Annotated in this window: 13 protein-coding genes and 1 pseudogene; 8 read left to right on the forward strand and 6 right to left on the reverse strand. The window is 73.5% G+C overall.

Going from position 1 to position 16,726, the window contains the following annotated elements; all coding sequences use genetic code 11:
• The first annotated feature begins 82 nt into the window (after positions 1–82).
• Complete coding sequence (locus AB0M83_RS12005; RefSeq protein WP_364516066.1) at positions 83–550, forward strand: VOC family protein; 468 nt, start codon at positions 83–85, stop codon at positions 548–550.
• A 183-nt stretch (positions 551–733) separates the two neighbouring features.
• Positions 734–4,978, forward strand: a complete 4,245-nt coding sequence (locus AB0M83_RS12010; RefSeq protein ID WP_364516068.1) for a cation-translocating P-type ATPase — start codon at positions 734–736, stop codon at positions 4,976–4,978.
• 11 nt (positions 4,979–4,989) lie between these two features.
• Here the strand turns inward: AB0M83_RS12010 and AB0M83_RS12015 are convergent.
• The 3 genes and pseudogenes from AB0M83_RS12015 to AB0M83_RS12025 all read right to left on the reverse strand — a co-directional run.
• Positions 4,990–5,217: pseudogene (locus AB0M83_RS12015) on the reverse strand (SDR family NAD(P)-dependent oxidoreductase); the annotation flags it as partial.
• A 372-nt stretch (positions 5,218–5,589) separates the two neighbouring features.
• Positions 5,590–5,730 (reverse strand): TetR family transcriptional regulator, encoded by a 141-nt coding sequence (locus tag AB0M83_RS12020; protein ID WP_364516070.1) that lies wholly within the window; start codon positions 5,728–5,730, stop codon positions 5,590–5,592.
• Positions 5,731–5,778: 48 nt separating this feature from the next.
• Positions 5,779–6,831 (reverse strand): zinc-binding dehydrogenase, encoded by a 1,053-nt coding sequence (locus AB0M83_RS12025; protein WP_364516072.1) that lies wholly within the window; start codon positions 6,829–6,831, stop codon positions 5,779–5,781.
• Positions 6,832–6,899: 68 nt separating this feature from the next.
• Here AB0M83_RS12025 and AB0M83_RS12030 point away from each other — a divergent pair, with 68 nt between their 5' ends.
• Positions 6,900–7,652, forward strand: coding sequence for a helix-turn-helix transcriptional regulator (locus AB0M83_RS12030; protein ID WP_364516074.1), 753 nt, complete (start codon positions 6,900–6,902; stop codon positions 7,650–7,652).
• Between the two features lie 81 nt (positions 7,653–7,733).
• Here AB0M83_RS12030 and AB0M83_RS12035 read toward each other — a convergent pair whose 3' ends face one another.
• Entirely contained in the window at positions 7,734–9,254 is a 1,521-nt protein-coding gene (locus AB0M83_RS12035) for an FAD-dependent oxidoreductase (RefSeq protein ID WP_364516076.1), read from the reverse strand.
• Between the two features lie 88 nt (positions 9,255–9,342).
• On the opposite strand from AB0M83_RS12035, the gene AB0M83_RS12040 reads away from it, so the two are divergent.
• A complete protein-coding gene (locus tag AB0M83_RS12040) occupies positions 9,343–9,954 on the forward strand; it encodes a TetR/AcrR family transcriptional regulator (protein ID WP_364516078.1) in 612 nt (203 codons plus the stop codon).
• A gap of 39 nt (positions 9,955–9,993) precedes the next feature.
• Here AB0M83_RS12040 and AB0M83_RS12045 read toward each other — a convergent pair whose 3' ends face one another.
• The gene (locus AB0M83_RS12045; RefSeq protein WP_364516080.1) at positions 9,994–10,632 is read right to left on the reverse strand and encodes a WHG domain-containing protein; all 639 of its coding nucleotides are present in this window, start codon (positions 10,630–10,632) and stop codon (positions 9,994–9,996) included.
• Positions 10,633–10,809: 177 nt separating this feature from the next.
• Between AB0M83_RS12045 and AB0M83_RS12050 the strand changes: the two genes are divergently transcribed.
• The 3 genes from AB0M83_RS12050 to AB0M83_RS12060 all read left to right on the forward strand — a co-directional run bounded on the left by AB0M83_RS12050 (position 10,810) and on the right by AB0M83_RS12060 (position 12,783).
• Complete coding sequence (locus tag AB0M83_RS12050) at positions 10,810–11,643, forward strand: alpha/beta hydrolase (protein ID WP_364516082.1); 834 nt, start codon at positions 10,810–10,812, stop codon at positions 11,641–11,643.
• Complete coding sequence (locus AB0M83_RS12055; RefSeq protein WP_364516084.1) at positions 11,636–12,202, forward strand: WHG domain-containing protein; 567 nt, start codon at positions 11,636–11,638, stop codon at positions 12,200–12,202. Before AB0M83_RS12050 ends, AB0M83_RS12055 begins: the two co-directional genes overlap by 8 nt.
• Before the next feature lie 77 nt (positions 12,203–12,279).
• Complete coding sequence (locus AB0M83_RS12060; RefSeq protein WP_364516086.1) at positions 12,280–12,783, forward strand: GNAT family N-acetyltransferase; 504 nt, start codon at positions 12,280–12,282, stop codon at positions 12,781–12,783.
• Positions 12,784–12,792: 9 nt separating this feature from the next.
• Here AB0M83_RS12060 and AB0M83_RS12065 read toward each other — a convergent pair whose 3' ends face one another.
• Positions 12,793–16,095 carry a hypothetical protein gene (locus tag AB0M83_RS12065; protein WP_364516087.1) on the reverse strand — a complete coding sequence of 1,101 codons (3,303 nt, stop codon included), beginning with the start codon at positions 16,093–16,095 and terminating at the stop codon, positions 12,793–12,795.
• 119 nt (positions 16,096–16,214) lie between these two features.
• Between AB0M83_RS12065 and AB0M83_RS12070 the strand changes: the two genes are divergently transcribed.
• Positions 16,215–16,661, forward strand: a complete 447-nt coding sequence (locus AB0M83_RS12070; protein ID WP_364516089.1) for a hypothetical protein — start codon at positions 16,215–16,217, stop codon at positions 16,659–16,661.
• Positions 16,662–16,726 lie beyond the last annotated feature (65 nt).

A 16,726-nucleotide genomic window follows, 5' to 3' on the forward strand; every position in this document is an offset into this window, starting at 1 on the left:
TCTGACCGGTACTGCTGACATCGTCGGTCCTGTCGCCGGAGCCCTCCGGCGTCAGGAACCACTCGCGAAGGACCGGAACACCATGTCGCTCAACGCTGTCGCCCACCTGAACTTCCACGGCCAGGCCCGCGAAGCCCTGGAGTTCTACCAGTCGGTGTTCGGCGGGCAGCTCACCGTCGCCACCTACGCCGACTTCGGCATGCCCGCCGAGCTGCCCGGCGCCGCCCACGTCGTGTTCGGCCAGGTCGTGGCCGACAACGGCTTCCGGGTGATGGCCTACGACGTGCCGGGCGAGCACGCGCCGGCCGTCCCGGGCGCGCCCACCACGCGTCGCGAGAACGGCACCACGATCACCGAGGAGCCGTTCTTCCTTTCCGTCCGCGGCGAGAGCATCGACGAGGTCACTCCCGTGTGGGAGGGCCTGGCCGAGGGCGCGAACGTGATCGAGGCGTTCGGACCCGCCCCGTGGGCGCCCGCGTTCGGGATGCTCGCCGACCGCTTCGGCGTCACCTGGATCGTCGACGTCGCGGCCGGGTACGTCCAGGCCTGACGGTCCCCCGCGAGGAGTGCGGCCGGTCGCGGCCGCGCTCCTCGGTGACCCGTTCGGGCTCGCTCGCGCCCTCCGCACCCGGGTTGGCCCAGTAGGTGGTTCGCCCGGTCGGGGTGTATGCGGTTTGGTCGCCGTCGTGTCGGGAAAGCCCTTGCGGGACTGGGTCAGTCGGCGGAGGTGTGTGTGCTCAGGGGTCTGTTCGGCGCCGCGAAGGCGAGCTTGGTGCTGGGGTTGACCGGGCCGGTCCTGGTTACGCAGGGGGCGAAGAAGGCGGTCGCGGCGATCGGCCCGCTGGCCGGCGAGCTGGCCACCGGTGCGGCGGGGACACTGCGCGAGGCGACGGTGACGACGAGCCGGTCGACGGTGCGTGCGGCGCGGGTGGTGCGCAACGCGACGGGAGCACGCTCGGCGGTCTGGCGCGCGGGACAGCGTCTGCACGTGCCGCTGCGGCCGGCCGACGACGGCACGGGCCGTCCCGACGGTCCCGCGGTGGCCGCCGCGGTGGCGGCGCACCCCGAGGTGGCCGGTGCGTACTGGGACGGCGGGCTCGGCAGCCTCGTCGTTCACCTGGCCGAAGACGGTGCGGTGTCCGGGGTCCTCGACTCGATCGCCGCGCACTGCTCCCGGCACGGGCTCGCGCCGGCCGAACCGGGCGACTGCGCGCCGTCGCACCCGGGCGACACCTACGGGGTGCGGACGGCGGCGCTGGCGCTGGCGATGGATGTCGCGGGCCTGGCCGTATCGATCGGTGGGCGCGCGATGGGGACCGGCCGGGTGCACGAGGCGGCCCGGGCGGCGGTGTCCGCGGCGCGGGAGCACCCGGCGGTCCGGACGGCCTTGGACGAGCGGTTCGGTTGGTACACAGCGGAACTCGTGCGGGCCGCGGTCTCCGCGGCGGTGCGCGGATTCGGCCAGGAGCCGGTCGAGCTGGCCTTGGACGCGGTGCTGCGCACCGGCCAGCTGACCGAGGCGATCGCCCGGCTCACCGCGTTCGACGCCGTGCACGACGAGCTCTGTTCGCCCGAGCGGCCCAGTTTGGGGGTGACCCCGGCGGAGCGGCGGGTGCGCGCGCCCACGGAGGACTACGCCCGCAACGCGCTCGGCAGCGGCCTGCTCGCCGCGCTGGCCGATCTGCTCATGCGCCGCAACGCACGCGAAGCCGCCGAAGCGCTCCTCGCCGCGTCCCCGATGCCGGCCCGCTACGCCGACACGGCCTTCCACACGGCGATCGGCACCGCGTTCGCCCGCGAAGGCATCCTCGTTCGCGACCCGGACCGGCTCAAGGCACTGGCCACAGTGGACACAGTGCTCCTGCACGCCGATGTCCTGCACGGGGACGACGGCTTGGACCCGCACGCCGAAGCCGTGCTGGACGCGGCTCGGCGCGCCGAGGCCCGGGTCGTCATCGCCGGGACGGACGTCCGCGAGCGGCTGGGGGAGTTCGCCGCGCTCGCCGACGACGTGACCGCCCTCGGTGCGGACGAGACCCTGGCCGGACTGGTGGCGCGGCTGCAGGACGAAGGCCGCGTCGTCCTGGCCGTCGGCCGGCCGGCCCCGCACTGCCGGCCGGCCTCCGACGACGTCGCCGGCCTGCTCGCCGCGGACCTCTGCGTGGCGCTCGTCGACGGCGACGCCCCGGTGCTGTGGGGCGCGGATCTCCTCGTCCGCCCGGGGCTGCGCGGGGTCTGGCGGGTGCTGCGGGCGGCCGCGGCCGCCCGCGCGAACAGCGGGCGCGCGACCCGGGTGGCCACCGCCGGCGCCCTGATCAACGGGCTGCTGCTGATGTCCGGCCGCCGCCCGGGAGCCCGGCGGCCGCTGGTCCCGGCCGTCCCGCGGCTGAACCCGGTCGCGCTCGGGGGGCTGACCGGGATGGCGCTGGGCTGGTCGAGCGCCCTGCACGTGGCCACGGCCCGGCCGCCGGCGGGCCGGGTCCGGGTCGCCTGGCACGAGCTGAGCGCCGACGACGTCGTCCGGCGCCTCGCGGCCGACCGGCCCACCCCGACCTCCTGGGACCTGGCCACCCAGCGGGTGCGCGCGGCGGCCGAGACCGCGGCCCGGCACCCCGTGGCCGCGCCGGTCCGCTTCGGCGCGGGGCTGACCGCCGACATCGTCGCCGAGCTCGACGACCCGCTCACCCCGGTGCTGGCCCTCGGCGCGGTCGCGTCCGCGGTGGTCGGTTCGCCGGTCGACGCGCTGCTGGTGGCCGCGGCGATGGGACTGAACGCCGTGGTCGGCGGCACCCAGCAGTTCCGCGGCCGCCGGGCGCTGGCCCAGCTGCAGGACGGTGAGCGGCAACGCGCCCGCCGGGAGGGCGGCCGGGTCGTCGACGCCCGGGTGCTCGAGCCCGGCGACCGGATCGAGCTGCGCGCCGGCGACGTCGTCCCCGCCGATGCGCGGCTGCTTTCCGGTACCGGCCTCGAAGTCGACGAATCCGCGCTGACCGGCGAGTCGCTCCCGGTCACCAAGCAGCTCGACCCGGTTCCGGGTGCGCCACTGGCCGAGCGCAGCTGCCTGGTCTTCGCCGGCACCACCGTGGTCAGCGGAGAAGGCACGGCCGTGGTCGTGGCGGTCGGCGCGGCGACCGTGGCCGGCCGGGCGGTCGAGCTGGCCACCCGCAGCTCCGCCGCGGTGGGCATCCAGGCGCGGCTGCAGGACCTCACCCGCCGTGCCCTGCCGCTTACGCTGCTCGGCGGCGCCCTCGTCACCGGGCTCTCCGCGGTCCGTGGCCGCCCGATGCGCCGCGCGCTGGCCGGCGGGGTGGCGATCGCCGTCGCCGCGGTGCCCGAGGGACTCCCGCTCGTGGCCACGGTGGCGCAGCGGGCGGCCGCGCGGCGGCTCTCGGCCCGCGGCGTGCTCGTGCGTGCCCCGCGCGCGCTGGAGGCGCTGGGCCGGCTGGACGTCGTGTGCTTCGACAAGACCGGCACGCTGACCGAGAACCGGCTGCGCGTGGTCACCACGACCGGGCCGGACGGCGAACCGCGCGAGGCGGACGCGGCCGACCCCGTCCTGCGGGCCGCGGCTCGCGCGTGCCCGGGTGCACCGGACGATCCCCACGTGCGGGTCCACGCCACCGACACCGCGGTGCTCGACGCCGCCGGTCCGGACGACGGCTGGACCGAGCTCGACGGCCGGCCGTTCGAGGCGAACCGGGGCTACTCGGCGACGGTCGGGCGGGATCGCGAGGGCGCGCCGGTACTGCTCGTCAAAGGGGCACCGGAAATCGTCCTTCCCGCGTGCGCCAACGCGAGTGAACCGGCCGCGGCCGGAGAAGCGTTGGCGGACCGGGGTTTGCGCGTGCTGGCGGTGGCGACCCGGTCGCTCGGCGACGATCCCGGCTCGCTGTTCGCCGACGGTGACGGCGACGTACTGGCCGACCTCGAGTTCGTGGGCTTCGTCGGTCTGGCCGACACGGTGCGCGCCACGGCCGAGCCCTTGATCAGCGGGCTCCGCGCGACCGGCGTCGCGCCGGTGATGCTCACCGGGGACCACCCGAACACCGCACGAGCCATCGCGACGTCGCTGGGCTGGCCCGCCGACACCGAAGTCGTCACCGGGCATGAGCTCGCCGAGCTCGACCGGGCCGGGCGCGCGCGGCTGCTGGCGGGCGCCGGGGTCATCGCGCGCGTCGCGCCGGAGCAGAAGCTGCAGGTCGTCGAGGCGTTGCGCGAGGCGGGCCGGGTGACCGCGATGGTCGGCGACGGCGCGAACGACGCGGCCGCCATCCGCGCCGCGGACGTCGGCATCGGCGTGCGCGCCCGTTCCTCGACCGCCGCGCGCACCGCCGCCGACCTCGCGCTCACCGACGAGGATCTGACCGTGCTGCTGGACGCCGTCGCGGAGGGCCGCGCGCTCTGGCGCAGCGTCACCGACGCCGTCGTCATCCTGGTCGGGGGCAACGCGGGCGAGATCGGCTTTTCGGTGCTCGGCACGCTGGTGTCCGGCGACTCGCCGCTGGGCACCCGGCAGCTGCTGCTGGTCAACCTGCTGACCGATCTGTTCCCGGCGATGGCGGTGGCCGTCACCCGGCCGGACGACGACGGCGCCGGCGGCCCGGCGGGCCTCGGCGAGCGGCTCGCGCGCGACATCACGAGCCGCGGGGTGACCACCGGCGTCGGCGCGACGACGGCGTGGCTGATCGGCCGGTTCACCCCCGGGACCGCGCGCCGCACCAGCACCATGGCTTTGTGCGGCCTCGTCGGCACACAGCTGGCCCAGACCCTGCGCGGCCGGCGGCGCAGCCCGTTGGTGGTCGGCACCGCGGTCGGCTCGGCGCTCGCACTGGCCGCGATCGTGCAGACGCCGGGTCTCAGCCAGTTCTTCGGCTGCACCCCGCTCGGCCCCCTCGCCTGGGCCGGCGTCGGTGCCGGCGTTACGACGGGCGCGGTGACGTCCCTGCTGCCGATCGGCCGCCTCGTACCGGGCGCTTGATCGCCGCACGCCACGCCGTTGACCGTGATCCGGTCCGGCGCGAGTTCGAGCGCCAGGCCCTTGATCATCGAACCGAGCGCTCCCTTGGACGCGCTGTAGACGGCTCGTCCCGGTGAGCCGAGCTGCGCGTGTCCGGAGTGGACGTAGACGATGCTGCCGCCCGGCGCGGTCAGTGCGGGGATGGCGCTGCGCGACAACAGGAACGGGCCTTGGCGTTGACCGCCATGACCCGGTCCCATTCGGCGGGCGGGAGATCCTTCAGCGGTGACCAAGGCGGTGCGACCACGGTGGCCACGGCCGGCACGTCGAGCCGGCCATGTCCGTGAGCACGACTCGGGCACCGTCCTCGGCGAAACGGCACGCGCCGCGGTACCGATGCCCTGAGCGGCCCCGGTGCTTCGGCGACAAGCGAGCCCTGTGCCGGACAGTGCCGGCCGAGCAGCTCCAGCAGCTCGCGGTCGCGGTCGGCGAGCCGCCGGGCGGCCTGGAGAACATCGGCGAGTTCGCCGGCCGGTCGACGAGACGAATCGCGGTGCGCACTACCAGAGCAAGGTCGCCCGGTACGCCGCCGCGCAGCGGGACGGGACGCTCGACGACGAGATCGACGCCGACTACGCCTTGTACAGCCGTTCCTTGGTGATGCCGGCCCGGTTCGCGATGTCGGCCATGGTCGCGTCCGGGCCGCGGTCGCCGAACTCGGCGACCGCGGCTTCCTTGAGGCGTCGTCGTGTCTCCTCGGTGTCCCAAGCCATGCCCGGAGCCAAGAACATTCCCACCGAATAGTTGGACTACGGGCCCGGTCAGGGGACGAGGGCCACGAAGCCGAGGCCCGTCGTGCGCTCGGCCAGGTCGAGTGCGGCCGCGGGGTCGTCCAGGCCGACCGTCAGCAGCTCGACCGCGGAGAGGTCCAGCAGCCCGGTGCGGACCAGGTTCCACACCGTGGTCACCGTCTCGTCGTCGCTCATCCAGGACCCGCGCAGGGTGAGCCTGCGGTGCATCAGGTCGCTGTAGGGAATGGTGAGTTCCTGGCGCACACCGCCGATGAGCACCAGGGTGCCGCGCCCCCGCAAGCTGTCGTAGGCGGCCATGGTGGCGTCCGCCGTCGGCGTCGCACCGAGGGCGTCGAGCGCCACGTCCACCGGGCCGATCCCCGCCGCGTCCGTCGCGCGGTCGCCGGTCAGCCGGTGGGTGCGGACGCGGGGGCCGAGCTCGGCCAGCCGGTCGAGCGCCTCCTTGTTGCGGCCCACCGCCGTCACCGTCGCCGCGCCTTCCGCCAGCGCCAGCAGCACCGCCGCGCCGCCGAGCTGGCCGGTCGCGCCGATCACCGCGACGTCGCGGCCGGCCAGGGTGCCCGCCGCGTGCAGGCCCCCGGCGGCGATGCAGAGCCACGGCAGGAACGACAGCCGCGCCGGGTCCGGGTAGTCCTCCGCGCCGGGCAGCTTGACCATCGTTTCCTTGGCGCAGAGCGCTTTCTCCGCGAACACGCCGTCGTGCCACACCGCGCGCATGCGGTCCGTGCGCTCGCTGCCGGCGCCGGAGCCGCCCAGGCCGACCCAGCCCACGAGGATCTCGTCGCCGTCACCCGCGTCGAGCCTCGACGTGTCCAGCACGATGTCGCCCGGGGCGACGTGGAACACGTCGGGCGCCACGTCGAGCACGCGCCCGATGCAGGACGGGCCCAGGATCAGGGGCACCGGCAAGCCGCCACGGTTTCCCCGCACCACCATCTTCGTGTACGCCGGGAGGTGCGCGGAAAGCACCTCCACAATCACGCCGCCGCCCTGGAGGGTGGGCGCCGGCACTTCGGTGAGGCGTACGTCGTCGTCGTGTGCCGCAACAGTCCAAGCTCGCATGGGGCAAGTCTCGCGCCGCGGTAAGCTGGTATCCAGAATCGCGTTGTTCTGGTACTGGAGGTTCCAGGTTGAGCGTCGAGCTGGGCACGTTCCTGCGCAGCCGCCGGGAGCGGCTGGCCCCGGCCGACGCGGGCCTGCCGATCACCGGGCGCCGCCGCACCCCCGGGCTGCGCCGCGAGGAGCTGGCCCTGCTGGCCGGCATCAGCGCCACCTGGCTCACCTACCTCGAGCAAGGGCGCGACGTGCGCCCCTCCGGTCAGGTGCTCGACGCCTTGGCGCGGGCGCTGCGGCTCAGCACCGCGGAACAGGAGCACCTGCACCGCCTCGCCGGGGGAGGCACGACGTCCGAAGAGGACGTTCCGGAGGAGGTCGCGCCCGAGATCGCGGGCGTCCCGGCGTTGCTGGGGGACAACCCGGCGTACGTCACCGGGATCTGTTACGACGTCCTCGCGCAGAACGCCGCCGCCGCGGAGCTGTTCCGGAACAGCGGGCCGGGCGGCAACATCGTGCGCTGGGTGTTCACCGAGCCCGTCGCCCGCGAGGTACTCGTCGATTGGGAGCAGGAGGCGCGCAATGTCCTGGCCCGGCTGCGCGCGATCGCGGGGCGCCATCCCGACCACCCCCGCGTGACCCGGCTCGTGGCCGAGCTGACCGAGACGAGCCCCGAGGCGCGCGAGTGGTGGCCGCAGTACGACATCCAGTTCAGCCACGCGGGCCGCAAGCGCTTCCGGCATCCCCGGCTGGGCGTGATCACCGTGTCCCACGCGGCATTCCACGTCGCGGAGCGGCCCGAGCAGACGCTGGTGGTCTACCACCTGTGACGTGCAGCCCGCCTTGAAGAACCTTCGACGGGGCGAACTCCGCATCGATCGACGGCAGCGCCGTCCGGGACGACGAGCGGCTCAGCTGATCGAGCCGAGGTACCGCGCCACCGCCGCGATCTCACCCGCGTCGGAGATCAGCCCGATGTACCCGTCGGGACGGATCAGCACCAGGGTGCGGCGGGTCGCGCCGTACGCGCCGGCGAGGTGACCTTCGGTGTCGGCGACCTCGTCCGGACCGGCCGGCCGATCGACGACGCGGAAGCGCTCGACGCCGGGCGGAAGGGGTTCGGCCGGGGAACCGAAGTCCAGCAACGTGAAACGCCCGCCGCGCGTCAGGTCGAACAGTCGGCGTTCGCCGTCCACCGTCTTCAGCGCGGTCGCGTCGGGAGCGCGATCTCCCGCGCGGAGCACCGCCGTCTCGTCACGGTCGTCGACCGCCAGGGCGGAGCCTCGGTAGTTGACGTCGAGCTGCAGCGTGCTCGCATCGCGGCGGGTGGAGACGCCGCCCCGCTCGAGGGTCCGCTCGAGACGAGCGGTCGAGGACACGAGCACGCCGGCGGCGACCGGCCGCCGCTCGGCTTCGTAGCTGTCGAGCAGTGCCGGTGAAGCACCCTTCGCGACGGCGGCGAGCTTCCAGCCGAGGTTGTACGCGTCCTGGATACCGGTGTTCATCCCCTGGCCGCCGGCGGGTGAGTGGATGTGCGCCGCGTCGCCGGCCAGGAAGACGCACCCCGCGCGGTAGCGGTCGGCGAGGCGGATGTTGGCGCGCCACAAGGACGACCACTCGGGTTCGCGCAGGCGGAGGTCGGTACGCCCGCTGCGCCGCTCGAGGATCGCCTGCAGGTTCGCGACGCTGAGCCCGGGATCCTGTCCCGGCGCGAGGCCGGCCTGGTACTGGAAGACGTCCGTCGAGGGCAGCGGGCAGAGAGCGAGGAAGCCGTCGGCGTGCCGCCACATGTGCCAAGCCTCGCGATCGAGGCCGTCGACGTCGACGTCGGCGACCAGCATCCGCACTTCTTCGCGGGTCTCACCCTCGAAGGCGATCCCGGCCTGCTTGCGGACGGTGCTGTGGCCGCCGTCGCAGCCGACCAGCCACCGGGCGGTGATCGTCTCGGTCTCGCCGTCCTTGACGACGACCGCCGACACGCCCTCCTCCGACTGCTCGAAGCCGACGAGCGTGGTGCCGAACTCGACGGTGCCGCCGAGGTCCGTCAGCAGGAGCCGGAGTGCCTCTTCGACGCGCCATTCCGGGGTGACCAAGCTCGTCGTGTAGGGAATGTCGGGACGGTTCCGCAGCGACTCGGGCTCCGCGCCACCCAGGGTCACCTGACCGTCGAGCGCGACGGACCGCATCGGCATCGCCGGCCGGCCGTGGGCGAGCACCCGCTCGACGATGCCGAGGTCGTCGAACACTTCGAGGGAGCGCGGCTGGAGTCCCTTGCCGCGCGAGCCGGGCTGCGGTCCGGGCGAGGCCTCGACGATCCGGGCGGCGACACCGCGCCGGGCGAGGTCGCAGGCCAGCGTCAGCCCGGTGGGGCCGGCTCCGACGATCAGTACGGCCGGGGCCTCCCGCTCCGGCGGCACGACGTTCTCGATCATCGCCTCGTCCTCACCTTAAGAAAGGGAACTCTGTCCTGTCAGCGTAGGGACGCTTGTCAAGAAAGGCAAATCTTTCTAGTGTGACGTAGTGGCCACCGAGGCAGCCGAGTCCGTCCGCCGTCGTCGCCGTGGTGAAGAGCTCGAGTCCGCGCTGCTCACCGCGGCCTGGGACGAGCTGGTCGAGATCGGGTACGCCCACCTGACCATGGGTTCGGTCGCCGTCCGCGCCCGCACGAGCGAGCCCGTGCTCTACCGCCGGTGGGCCAACAAGGATCGGCTGGTCCTCGCCGCGCTCGATCACCACCGGAACGCCCACCCGGTCGCGGATCCCGACACCGGAAGCCTGCGCGGTGACCTGATCGCCCACCTGACGGCCGTCAGCGAGACCCTCGCCGGCTTCTACGCCATCGCCGTGGCCGCCGCGTTCTCCGGGCTTTCGGCCGACACCGGTCTGACTCCTTCGCAGGTCCGCGAGCAGGTGATGGGCATTCGGCTCGAGCGTGTCCGGGCCCTCTATCAACGCGCCCACGACCGCGGCGAGCTCGACCTCGAGCGCGTCCCCGGCGCGGTGCTCGCCATGCCGTTCGACTTGGTGCGGCACGACATGCTGATGGATCTGGGGCCGGTGAAGCCCGCGCGCATCCGGTCGATCGTCGACGAGCTTTTCTTGCCGCTGCTGCGGAACAGTCAGGAAAGCTGAAGCCGGTCGGTCGGTGACGGCACTCGCTGCCGGCGGGCCTCAGTCATCGGATCCGTGGTACTCGTGCCGGGGTCCATTGTGGTCGGTTCCCTCGGGCTGCCCACTGTCCTCATCGGACAGTCCGGCCCGCAAACCGGCGATGAGGCTGTCGACGACGAAAGTGAAGCTGCGGTCGACATCCCGGTTCAGTCCGAAGCCGCCCGCGTTCTCCAGGGTGACGAATCCGTGCAGAGCCGAGCGCAGCGCGCGGGCGGCGTCCACCACCCGGCTGCCCGGCAGGTCGAAGCCCGCGAGAACGGCGTAGAGGATCTGCAGGATTTCGTTCGCGATGCGCTGCCCCTCCGCGTCGTCGGGCCCGGGTGCCCGGAGGCCGGCGGCGTAGCGCCCGGGGTGCCGGCCGACCCAGTGGCGGAACGCGTCCGCGTAGGCCCGGACCGCGGCCGGACCGGCCAGCCCGACGGTGGCCCGCATCAGGGTTTCCCCGAGTTCGCGCCACGTCTCGACGCTGATGCCGTGGCACAGCGCGTCCAAGGAACTGACGTGTTTGTAGAGCGACGGGGTCCGCACGCCGAGTCGTTCGGCCAGCAGGCCCATCGTCAGGTTTTCGTAACCGAGCTCGTCGGCCAGTTCGGCACCCGCGGCCACGACCGACGCGGGAGTGAGGCCCGCTCTGGGCATGGTGACCTCCCGAGTCCGAGAGCCTGTCGACGTTAGCCGGGAAGCTATCTCCGTTAGCTTCCGGTGTCAACCGGTGCTGCTCGGGTGACGCGGCCCACCGTGGGCGGAGTGTTGACATCATCAGCTAATCAGATTAGCTTTTGGCTAACCACATTAGCCAACTTCCCGGAGGTTCCCATGACGCAGCACCTGACCGTCGACGGCGGCACGCTCGCCTACGACGTGACCGGCGATTCCGGGCCGCTCATCGTGCTCGCGCACGGCCTGGGCGACAGCCGGCAGGCCTACCGCTTCGTCGCACCCGAGCTGGCGGCCGCCGGCTACCGCGTCGCCACCCTCGACCTGCGCGGCTGCGGCGAGTCGAGCGCGCAATGGCCGTCCTACACCCAAGAAGCGATCGCGGACGACTTGCTGGCCCTCGTGCAGCACCTGGGCGGTCCGGCGACGCTGGTCGGCCACTCGTTCGCCGGCGGCGCGGCCACCATCGCGGCGGTCAAGCGCCCGTCTCTGGTCACCGCGCTGATCGAGGTGGGGCCGTTCACGCGCAAACAGCAGGTCGCGCTGGGCGATCTGCGGGTGGCCGGCTACCGCCGCGGCGCGCTGCTGCTCGGGCGGGCCGGCATGTTCGGCAGCGTCACCGCGTGGAAGAAGTACCTCGAGCTCGCCTACCCCGGACCCAAGCCCGCGGACTGGGACGCGCGGATGGGCCGGATCGACGCCATGCTGCGCGAGCCGGGCCGGATGAAGGCGTTTCGGTCGATGGTCCGCGCGGGCGCCGCCGAAGCCGGCGCACAGCTGGCCAACGTCCGCTGCCCGGTCCTGGTCGTGCAGGGTGGTCTCGACTCGGACTGGGTGTCGCCGGAGGACGAAGGGAAGGCGATCGTGGCCGCCCTGCCGACCGGACTCGGCCGGCTGGTGGTGGTTCCCGGCGCCGGCCACTACGCGCACGTCCAGTTCCCGGCGCAGGTCGTCAGCGAGGTGCTGGCGTTCCTCACCTCGGCTCGTGCCTAGGGCGGGCCTGGACCGGGCCGCGGTCGTGACGGCCGCTGCGGCGCTGGCCGACGAAGTGGGCCTCGCGGCCCTGACCATGGGCCTGGTGGCCGAACGTGTCGGCGTCCGCACGCCCTCGCTGTACAAGCACATCGCGGGCCAGCACGATCTCAACCGGCGGATCGCAGCACTGGCTCTCACCGAGACGGCCGACGCGACCGGCACGGCCATCCAGGGCCGCGCCGGCCAGGACGCGCTCACGGCCGCGGCGCGCGCCTTCCGCGACTTCGTGCTCACTCACCCGGGCCGGTACGCGGCGACCATCGGGGTCGCCGAAACGGGCCCCGACGACCCGATCGCGATCGCGGAAGGCCGCCTGCTGGAGTCGTTCACCGCGGCCCTGCGCGCGTACGACGTCAGTCCGCACGACCTGGACCACGCCTTGCGCGCGGTCCGCAGTTTCCTCCACGGTTTCGCGACTTTGCAGTCGGCGCAGGGCTTTCGGCGGTCAGCTCACGTCGGCGACAGCTTCGAGTGGCTGATCGCGCTCGTCGACCGAGGACTGCGTTTCCCCTTGTGACCCGGCCGTCGGCGCTGTCTTCGCCGGCCCAAGACGACGTTCGCGCGTGAAAGAGTGTTCTCATGGCGGGTGGAGTGATGCCAGGGCATGGGGTCGTGCTCGAGACGGATCGCCTGGTGCTCAGGCCTTGGCGGGTGGCCGAGGCTGCCGTCCAGCGTGAGCTGTGGACCGAACGTGATCCACGAGTGCCGCCGCACCGGCGGATCGACGCGGAGGGGCGCCCCACAGTCGCGGAGCTCGAAGAGACGATCCGCGTCGGCCGGTCGTCCGGGTTGCCGGCGGTCGAGCGGAAGGCCGAGGGTGACGTCATCGGCTACTGCGGGCTGCTCGACGGAGGGCGTGGGCCGGAGCTGGCGTTCGAACTGCTACGCCGGGTCTGGGGTCAGGGATATGCGACGGAGGCCTCGATGGCGGTCTTGGACTGGGCCAGGTCGTCCGGGTACGCACGTTTGTGGGCCACGGTCTGGGACTGGAACACGGCTTCTCGCCGTGTGCTGGAGAAGCTCGGGTTCACCGAGACCGGGCGAGAGGAAGTGGACCCCGTCCACGGGACCACGCTGGTCTTCACGAAACGGCTCTGACCTACCCGGTCACTCGGGAGCGAAGAAGAGGTGCGACGCGCGTTCGCGGACGTCGGCGTCGGAGTGGTCGCGCAGCGCCGATACCAGCTCGCGCCACGGAAGCGACCAACCAGCGTGATGGCCGGCCTGGCTCGCGATGCTCGCCGCTAGCAACGCCTCTGCCGGGCTTGCCGTGAGGGCTCGGGCGGTGCCGAGCAGCTCGGGGCGGCCCGGGTCGTGGCCGGCCAGCCAGGCCGCGAGCCGGTCCGCCACTTGCCAAGCCGGTGCGGGACGGTCGGCGAGGGCGGCGATCCGGCGGAGGGCCGGCAGCAGGTCGCCGCGGCGGGGGAGGGCGGTGACGGCGAGCAGGAGCGCGTCCGTTCGGTACTCCGCCCGCTCCGCCAGTGTCATGGACAGCCGCAGCGCCGCAGCGCACATCGTTTCGCCGCCTGTGTCCAAGCGGGCGGCGAAGCGGACGAGGAAGAGACGCAGTCGTTGCCGCGCCGGCTGATCCCGGCCGTCGGCGACGACGTCGTCCCTTTCGGCGAGCGTCGTCACCACGGCGGGCAACGGCGCCGGATCGCCGGTGACCTCGGAGGCGGTGAGCAGCGCTTCGACCGCGGCTCGCCAGGTCGCGGTGCTGGTCAGGTCACCGATCACGGCGACCAGTGCGGGAGTTCCTTCGCGGTCCCAGGCGCTCCACGCGGGCCAGGCGGCCAAGCCGGTCCGTGCGGTGTCCGGGTCGGCGCTGCCCGCCACGGTCCGCACCAGCGCGCCGTAGCGCGCGCGGTAGCGCTCGGCGATGGTCATCGGGTCCGCTTCGGTCACGGCCGTGGCCACCGCGCTCATGGTGGCCGCCTCGGCGAGCCACTCCCAAGCACGGCCGTCGTCGAGCAGCCGGCGCGCGGCCGACACGATGGCGCGGCGGAGGTCGCGGTGCAGATCCGGAGTCGCCCACAGGGCGGCCAGTTCGCCGGCCGCATCCGGCACGCGGTGCTCGGCGAGCAACCGGATCGCTTCCTTGCGTGCCGTCACCTTCTTCCCGGCCAGCACGGGGCGGAGCGCGGCACCCAGGTCGGCCGGCGGGATGGCCCGGGCGGCCCGGCCGGCCGCGTACACCGCGACCCGGGCGCGCTCGGTATCGGCGTAACCGAGCAGCGTGCCCAGCGCATCGCCGGGCCGATCGGTCCACGCCAGGCCGGCCAGCGCCGCCTCGACCACGGCGACCTCGTCGTCTTGGAGGAACGGCAGCACGTCGTCGACGCGGGCACCGGGCAGGATCGCCAGGTGGGTCACGGCGGAAACCCGTTCCCAGACCGCCTTGCCGGGCGCGGTGGCGAGGTCGGCCAGCAACTCCGCGTACCGGGTGACCTGACGGGGCAGCCAGTTCCGCAACGACCCGCCGAACGTCGGCACCAGCCGGACACCGCGGGCGACGAACCGGCCGTGCGGCGGCCGGTCCAGCACGCGGTCGAGCAGATCGGTCCGGCGTCCGCTGACCGCGCTCGCGACCGCGGTCACCGTGATCGTGGACGAGTCGCGTCGCAGCACGGCCTCGACGCGTTCGTCCCGGCTCGCGGGCGGGGCCAGCCACAGTTCGAGCGCCCAGCGGACCGTGTTGTCGTCGGCCGCGCCGGTCGCTTCGCCCACGACGGCTTGGAGGTCGGGCATCGTCCACGCGCGCCGGTGCAGGCCCGACGCCAGGGACAGGGCCAGGTCATACCGGCCGGCGCGGGCGTCGGCGGCGACGCGGGGCCGCAGCGCGGACCACACGGTGTGCTCGGCGCCGAGGGGGAGGGCCTGGTCGAGCCGGTGCAGGGTGAGGGTGCGCGCGTGTCCGCCGGACCGGGCGAGGACCAGCAGCCCGCTTTCGACCAGGTCGGGCCGCGCCGTGAGCGTCCCTTGCCGGACCAGGGTGACCGCCAGGGTGCCGACCGCCTGGCGAGTGCCCCAGGACGCGTCCTTGGCCTGGACGGCATCGGTGGCCAGCTTGACCACTGTGGACGGATCGGCCGACCGCAGCAGCCAGCCCGGGATCGCGGCGATCGCCGCGAGCGCGGCGTGACGGACCGGGTCCTGCTCGTTGGGCAGCCGGGTCAGCGACGCCAGTACGCGAGCGACGACGTCCGGATCCCGGGTGGCCGCCGCCGCGCCGATCAACGACGGGTAGCCGAGAACCCGCTCCACCGCGGCCGGCCGAGCGGTCGCGGCGCGCAGCAGGGGCTCGGCTTCCGGCCACGGCAGCCGGGCGGTCGCCTCCCGCCGCAGGTCGGGGTGGTCGGCCACCGGGCGGGTGGCCAGCAGCCGGCGGGCTTGCTCGTGCCGGGACCGCCACGGCAGGAGGTCGAGCAGCGCCATCGGCAGTCCGGCCTGCTGCAGGTTCCGTTCGCCCAGCGCTCCACTCAGGACGGTCGCGCGCCGGCCGGGCGGGAGCCCGCGCAGCAACGCCGTCAACCGGGTCACATCGATGAGGGAGCTGCGCGCGAGCGAGGTCAGGGTCTCGTCCGAGGCCAGCCGCAGAGAGCGCTCCATGCTCCGGCCCGGCCGGAACCGGATGCGCCGCCCGGGATCGGCGAGGAGCGCGACGACACGGTCCGGATCGGCCTCGATCGCCTTGGCCAGCCAGCGGTCCGCGCCGGCCGGAAGCCCGGTCGGCGGCCCCGAGTGCGCGAGCAGGTCGACGAGCTGGCCGGGCTCGTGCCGGACCAGTTGCTTCAGCGCGGGGCCGAAGCGCGCCCAGGTGGCGTTGCGACCGGCTTCGCCGGCTTCGGTCAGCCGGTGGCGCAGGTGCGCGAGCACGACGGCGGGGTGCCGGCGGGTCAGCGCGGCGAGGTTGGGCACGGCGAAGTCCAGCTCCGGCAGCAGGGCCGTCACCGTCCCGGTTTCGCAGGCCGGGAGCACGGCGGCGGCTTCGTGGTCACCGAAGCGTGCGCGCACCGAAGGCAGGAGAGCTTCCGCCCACTCGGTGGCACCGGTGGCGCGCACCGCGCGGTAGAGGGTGTGCCGCCAGGCGAGGGGCGCGGTCGGGAGCGCCGCGGTGACGACGTCGAAGTGCAGGCCGCGGCGAGCGCAGTGGTTCATCGCCAGCCCGGCGACGCGGGTGTCGGCCGCGACGAGGCTGCGGCGCAGGTGCGTGTCGTCGTCCGCGATGACGGCCATCGTCACGGCCCAGGCGCGCGGCAGTCCGGGGACGGCGTCCAGTTCCGCGAGCAGAGCGGTCAGCTCCGGGGAGCCGGCCAGCGCGCGTGCGGTGTCGGCGAGGACCCGCCGTCGTGCCGGCGCCGCCAGCGGGTCGATCCGGGTCAGCAGCGCGCGCATGTCCATTTCGGTCATTGTTCCCGATCATGGAGCTCGCACCAACGCAATTCCGCCCGGCGGCCGTGGTCACCGCCTAGGATCGGCACGGCGCGGCCGGACGCCTCGATCTCCGGTGGAGAGCTGTGGAGGCGAGCATGTCACCCCTTACCTCGACGAGCATCGAGACCATCCCGCGGGTACTACTGCTCGTAGTGGGTGTGCTCGGCTTGATCTTCTCGATCAAGGGGCGGTCCAAGGGGGTGTCCGGCTTCATGGTGGGGGCCTTCGCCGTCATGCTCGTCACGACGGTGGCGGGCATCGTGTGGCAGTTCGTGGCGCTGAACGCGGCGTCCTGGAGCAGGTCCAGCCACCTCAGCGTGGACGATGTCCGCCTGATCTTCCTTGCGGTGGGTATCCCGCTCGACGTCGCCGCGGTGCTCTCGTGGCTCCTGGTCGTGATCGCGGTCGTCAAAGGCGGCCGTCCGCCTCGGCAGGCCGGTTTCCCGCCTTATCCGGGGCCTGCCGGTTATCCGATGGTCGCTCAGCCGGGCTTCGTGAGTCCCCAGCACGGCTACCCGCACACCCAGCAACCGCCGAATTAGCCTTCGAGGTCAGGCGCGCAAACGGACGCTGATGCCGGTGACGCTCACCCGCGCGGATCCGGTCG

This window comes from Amycolatopsis sp. NPDC051106, from assembly GCF_040682775.1.
GTDB lineage: Bacteria > Actinomycetota > Actinomycetes > Mycobacteriales > Pseudonocardiaceae > Amycolatopsis.